Origin of the sequence: Psychroflexus tropicus DSM 15496, from assembly GCF_000378765.1 — a bacterium.
Lineage (GTDB): Bacteria > Bacteroidota > Bacteroidia > Flavobacteriales > Flavobacteriaceae > Psychroflexus > Psychroflexus tropicus.
Genome location: NZ_KB905351.1, coordinates 1 through 5,944, shown reverse-complemented (window position 1 = coordinate 5,944; position 5,944 = coordinate 1). Strand labels below are relative to the sequence as shown.

The following is a 5,944-nucleotide window of genomic DNA, read 5'->3' as shown; positions in this document are numbered from 1 at the left end:
TGTTTTGTGTCTCAAACGGCTGAATGGATTTCGGCGCCAGAGCAGCTGAAATGATGATCGAAATTAATTGTTGACTGATTTGTCACCTCTGCCCGACTCCGATTTAAAGAATAATAAAAAGATCAATTATAAACCGAATCTGAATAAAATCTACCTACAACAGAGTGTATAGCTCATTGCGACTGAATTTTCTACCGAAAATTCCACGCAATGTGCTATCTTTCAGCCACAGCTGAAAGACTTGCGCTAGTTTGCTCGCAACGAAGCTATACACACGAACGTTACCTGCCATATAAAAAAACGACATGAATGAACTATTTCACCAATACAATCAAAAGTTTGAAACGCTGAAAGAGTTTATGCAGGACGAACTTCCAAGAAGCTTGAGACTTTTCAATATTCGCTTGAGACTTGCATTAGACATTCAAATTGATTTTAAGGGTGAAATCTCTCTGACGAAAACAGCCCAAGTACGAGAGACTTACGTCAAAATTATTAAGCTAATGGAAATGTGGAATGCCTACGAAGCACTATTTCATTATGCAAAGGACATTGGAAAGTATGCTAATCCAAAAGCCAATAAGGCGAAAATATACTCTCAGACCTTACTTAAAGAAATCGGTTCATTAACCGTTCTCAAACAAGCGACTGACAACTTGAAAAATAATTACGCAAATAAAGCGGGATTTAAGGAAGATTTCGACCAGTACATAAAAAGAATAGAAAATGATGACCGAATAAAAAAGACCTTAACTGATGACTCAGTTTCTATGAAAAAATATCTGAATAGTCAAGAATCGATTTCAGGAATTGAGATATTGTCCTTGATTTATGCAGAACGAAATATGTATTATCATAATGGTGAGACAGCCAAAATGGGAATGCGGTATTCAAATCGAAAACTGCTGATAGATATCTACAGGACGTGTTTGATTATTCATACATTGATGGTGACAAATTATATTGTGGACGCTGAAATAGAAAATAATAAATAAAAATACGGCAGGTAACAACGCATATAGCTTATGGCGGGTGAACGGCTACTAGCAAGGTTTTCTCACCTTAGCCAGCTTTAGTCTCGGTGGACAGGAAAGTGCTTCGAAACCGCCACAAGCCATATGCAAACCGTTGTAAGCAATTAAAAAAAAACCGAATCGATGAATTTAGACTTTTCTGATTATAAGATTACGAATGCCGATAAAATCAATATAATTCTAGGTAAAAACGGAAGTGGTAAAAGTACTTTTTTAACAAACCTCGAATCAAATTATGCATCTGATGAAACAAAGAACTTTAAATATATCACTCCTGAAAGAGCTGGAACTTTAAAATACGAACCAAATGTTGAGCGTAACATAGAAAGAGATGATAACTGGCTTTCTAATGACAGAAGAAAAAATCAAACAACACAATTTAAGCAACAGAGTATATCTCAATACAGAAAACTTCAACTTCTTTACTATCAGGAACTTGATAAAGATATGCAGCAAAGAAGGAATGAAAATCACACATTTGAGAAAACTATTTTAGGGAAAATAAATTCTTTACTTGAAAACATTGAAATTAAACCAACAACAAATGGAATTGAAACTTTTGTTAAGGGAACTACAACAAAGATTCCAACCGAAAAAATAAGTAGCGGTGAGTCCGAATTAATATCATTAGCGATTGAATGTTTAGTTTTTGCCAAAGAATCTGATAAGGAAAAACAGAATTTCCTGTTACTAGACGAACCTGATGTTCATTTGCATCCAGACTTACAATACAAATTAGGACAATTCCTAAAAGAATTAGTGGTCGAGTATGAGCTTATCATTTTTATTGCAACACATAGTACAGCATTTGTAGGGGCATTTACAGACTATCAAAATGCAACTTTTGGATTAATCAGTTTTAAACAAAAAGAAATTGACTTTAAAAAGATAAATGAAGTCTATAAAAGAATATTACCTGTTTTTGGAGCACATCCATTATCAAATTTGTTTAATGAGTCACCTATATTTTTAATAGAAGGAGAAGACGATTTAAGAATTTGGCAACAGGCAATCAGAACTTCAGAAGGACTGCTTAAAATTTACCCTGTTGACATTGATGGAATTGACCATTTTGCCGATTACGAAAAAAGCATAATAGAAATTGTTAATTCTATTTATGACTCGCCAATTGCATATTCGGTTAGGGACAAAGATGAAATCGAAGATGACATTGACGATATTCCACCTTTAAAAAGATATAGATTAGTTTGTCGTGCAGCGGAAAATTTAATTTTATCAGATGAAGTTCTTGATTCACTCGGTACTAATTGGGAGACTTTTAAAAACCGACTTGATAATTGGATTGATAATCGCAAAGACCATCCAAAATTTGAAAAAATGAATGAATTTAAACAATCTGGATATGATAGACTTTCATTTAAACTTAAGGAAATTAGAAATATTTTGATTGGTGAAACAGGCACATCTAAACCTTGGGAAGTAGCAGTTGGACAAGTTATTGGTCGATTAGCAAAAGGTGATTTGGCAAAAGATTATTCAGAAGGAAAAATATCAAACTTTATAGGTCAAAATTTAATGAACGAATTAATAAAATAACTGCTTACAACAACGTATATAATCCATTGCTAGTGAGAGCCTACTTACGAAAATCCTCTCGGATTTTCTATTCGGTTTTTATTTGCTAAATTACGTTCTAAACCACGCAACGTATCATATACAAAACCGTTGTAGCACATTTGACAAAAAACTGATTTCTAATTAACAAATGGAAAAATTAATTAAATTATTTCTCTTGAGTACGGTTTTGTGGCTGACTAGTTGCGACAAAAATGAAAAGAAAATAGTCGATTTAAACAATGGAAAAAATCAATTGACCATTTTAAGATTTGACGATGGAAAATATTTAATTAATGGAAGATATAATTCTGATGGAAAACCGAACGTGGACTATCTAAAATCTGATGTTTTTTATGAATACCACAGTGGACTTGCCAAATGGACTGAAAATCGAATTGAAATTTTTTCTCACTATGGCAATTTTGATACTATTAACTCTAATGGTAAATTCAAAGTATTTGAGGTTACAACGAAAGAGTTTGAGGAATTGAAAAAGGATTCAGTGCAATACACCTATTTTTATTATTGATTGGACATTAAGTGCAAACTCAAAATCGGACTGAATTAAAAACATATTGAAAATAAAAAAACGTGCTACAACAATGTATAACCGCAATTACGGCGGATTCGACTACGTGCGAATCCACTCGGAATTGCTAACATCAGTGCTTAACTGAAAATTATTAACTTTAATCCCGTAACTGACGGTTATACGAGACCGTTAGCTGCAATACCCAAAAAAAGAAAATGAGTAACAATAAAATAATATTAGAAGGCTGCATAAAAACCTTTAAAGAAACAAATGAAATTGACTTAACAGAAAGCGAAATTTTCGAAATTTTTTCTTTGAGTCAAATTCATAAAGATCGAAATATAACTTATGAAAATATAATTTCTTCTATTGTAGATGGTGGCAATGATGGAGGAATTGATTCCATAATGGTTTTCATCGATGAAGAGTTTGTTGAAAGTATAGATGATTTAGAAAATTTCAACTTTACCAATAAAACAAGTTCAAAATTTATTATTACTCAATGCAAAAAGGAAAATTCTTTTAAAGAAGGTCCTATAGATAAACTAATAACAACAATTCCTGTTTTATTTGATCTCGAGAGAAATGAATTAGCCCTTTTAAGCAGATTTAATTCTGATTTAGTAGATCAAGCACTTTTATTAATAGAAGTATGGAAAAACACAGCTATTAGTGGTGGAAAAATAGCATTGGAATATATTTACACTTGTAACGCATCTGAAATTGTAGTTAATAATGTTTTCGAGCAGAAAATCGATCAACTATTAGAAATTTCAAAAAATTGTTTATCAACAAACGATGTTTCCTTTTCAGCTTATAGCTGTACTGAACTTTTGGAGTTTTATCAAAAGCAAAAATCCAATAGACTCTCAATAGAGTTTAAAGACAGACCATTATCGACTGACTTCGAAGATTACGGAATAGGTTATATTGGAACTGTTAAATTGGCAAATTATAAGGCGTTTTTAAAATCCGAAAATGGAGATATAAGAGATGATCTTTTTGAAAGCAACATCAGACATTTTCAGGGTCTAGTGGATGTAAATAAGAAAATAAAAAACACTATCGAAAATCCAAGTGATGAAGATTTTTGGTGGTTAAATAATGGTATTACAATTATTGCCGAAGAACCTAAAGAAGTTGGTAAAAAACTATCTATTGAAAATATTCAAATTGTAAATGGATTACAAACATCATATTCTATTTTCAATAATCACAATGAAGATCAAGAAGATCAAAGGTCTGTTCTTGTAAAAGTAATAATAAACAAAAATAAAGAGACTACAGATAATATTATTGCCTCAACAAATAGTCAAAATCCAGTTTCTGCAACTTTATTAAGAGCAACAGAACCTGTACAAAGAAGTCTTGAATTATTTTTTCTCAACGAAGGTTATTACTATGACAGACGAAAAAATTATTACAAAAATCAAGGCAAACCTGCTACCAAAATTTTCAGTATTCAGTTAACAGCCCAAGCAATTCAATCTATCGCTTTTGATGATCCCCATACAGCAAGATCGAGACCGACATCATTATTAAAAACAGAAAACACATACAAAAGAATTTTCAACCCTAATAAGAACTTTAAAGGATACTTAAATTCTTGTCTGATATATAAAAAAGGACATAATTTTTGGTTGAAACATCAAAACACAACAGAAAAGAATAAAACATCAAATTTTAAATTACATATTGGTTGTTTACTTACAAAAGATCATTTTAATAAAGTAAATGTAAGTTTCAATGAAATTTCAGAAATTGATGTGAATGATATTACTCAAGAACAATTTAATGAATCAATATCATTTTTAAGTACATCTATTGATCAATACCTAAATGATCATCAAGGTACAAATTTGATTAACATTGCTAAATCAAAAAATTTACTGAATATTTATTTCAACAATTAGAAAATAAGTACAGCAGCTAACAACGTATATAAAAAATAGCGGTTTAATTACTTAATCGAACAAAATGAATAAATTAAAGGTCTGTTATAATTCGAAAAGTTAGGGCATAAAAATCCGCTACTTTTCATATACAAGACCGTTGTACTGCATTTAAGCACACCAAAAACCAATTTCCTAAATGAAATATTTCTGCCTTCCTGAAAATGATAACGAAAAAAGATTTGCACTCGGAAAAAAGGGAAAGCGAAATCTTTTGTGCATCGGACTGAACCCAAATACAGCGAACGAATTAAAACTTGACGAAACAACACGGAACGTGGAGCGGATTGCAAATGACAATGGATATGATGGATGGCTAATGGCAAACCTCTATCCTACTCGAAATCCTAAGGGTTATCAATTGGACAACCAAGCGGACGAAAAATTGTTTTGGGGAAAATATTCAAGCAATTGATACGCTTGTATCATCAAAGGAATTGAAAATACAGAACGTTCTTCTTGGTTGGGGCGATGACATCAAAGCGAAACCATATTTTGCGACAAGTATTTATGCGATTTACGACAAGCTCGACAAACACGGACTGAATTACTTTGCGTTTAGAATAAACAAATCTGGAAATCCAAGTCATCCATCACCAATGACTATCAACACGAAATACAAAGCAGACGAAAAAATTGGACTAACGAATTTCGATTTTAAGTCATACGCAAGACAATTTAAACCTCTGAATTTCCAATAGAGGTGAATAAAAAAACGCAGTACAACACTGGCTATACGCAATTGCTCGGTTCTTGCTCATCCGAAAATTCCTGCGGAATTTTCTACGGTTTGGGTATATTTGAAAACATAAGGCTGAGACACGCAACTGCGCATAGCCTAAACCGTT

6 protein-coding genes are annotated in these 5,944 nt (G+C 32.1%); all 6 read left to right on the top strand.

The features are described from left to right. Positions 1-305: 305 nt before the first annotated feature. The 6 genes from F598_RS0114125 (at position 306) to F598_RS15755 (ending at position 5,797) form a co-directional block, all read left to right on the top strand. Entirely contained in the window at positions 306-995 is a 690-nt protein-coding gene (locus F598_RS0114125; protein ID WP_033408740.1) for a hypothetical protein, read from the top strand. A 162-nt stretch (positions 996-1,157) separates the two neighbouring features. Beyond that, positions 1,158-2,591, top strand: a complete 1,434-nt coding sequence (locus tag F598_RS0114120; protein WP_019039725.1) for an ATP-dependent nuclease — start codon at positions 1,158-1,160, stop codon at positions 2,589-2,591. A gap of 169 nt (positions 2,592-2,760) precedes the next feature. Beyond that, positions 2,761-3,141 carry a hypothetical protein gene (locus F598_RS0114115; protein ID WP_019039724.1) on the top strand — a complete coding sequence of 127 codons (381 nt, stop codon included), beginning with the start codon at positions 2,761-2,763 and terminating at the stop codon, positions 3,139-3,141. 218 nt (positions 3,142-3,359) lie between these two features. After that, positions 3,360-5,057, top strand: a complete 1,698-nt coding sequence (locus tag F598_RS0114110) for an AIPR family protein (protein WP_019039723.1) — start codon at positions 3,360-3,362, stop codon at positions 5,055-5,057. Between the two features lie 178 nt (positions 5,058-5,235). Further along, positions 5,236-5,511, top strand: a complete 276-nt coding sequence (locus F598_RS15760) for a DUF1643 domain-containing protein (protein WP_019039722.1) — start codon at positions 5,236-5,238, stop codon at positions 5,509-5,511. Positions 5,512-5,533: 22 nt separating this feature from the next. Next, complete coding sequence (locus F598_RS15755) at positions 5,534-5,797, top strand: DUF1643 domain-containing protein (protein ID WP_019039721.1); 264 nt, start codon at positions 5,534-5,536, stop codon at positions 5,795-5,797. Positions 5,798-5,944 lie beyond the last annotated feature (147 nt).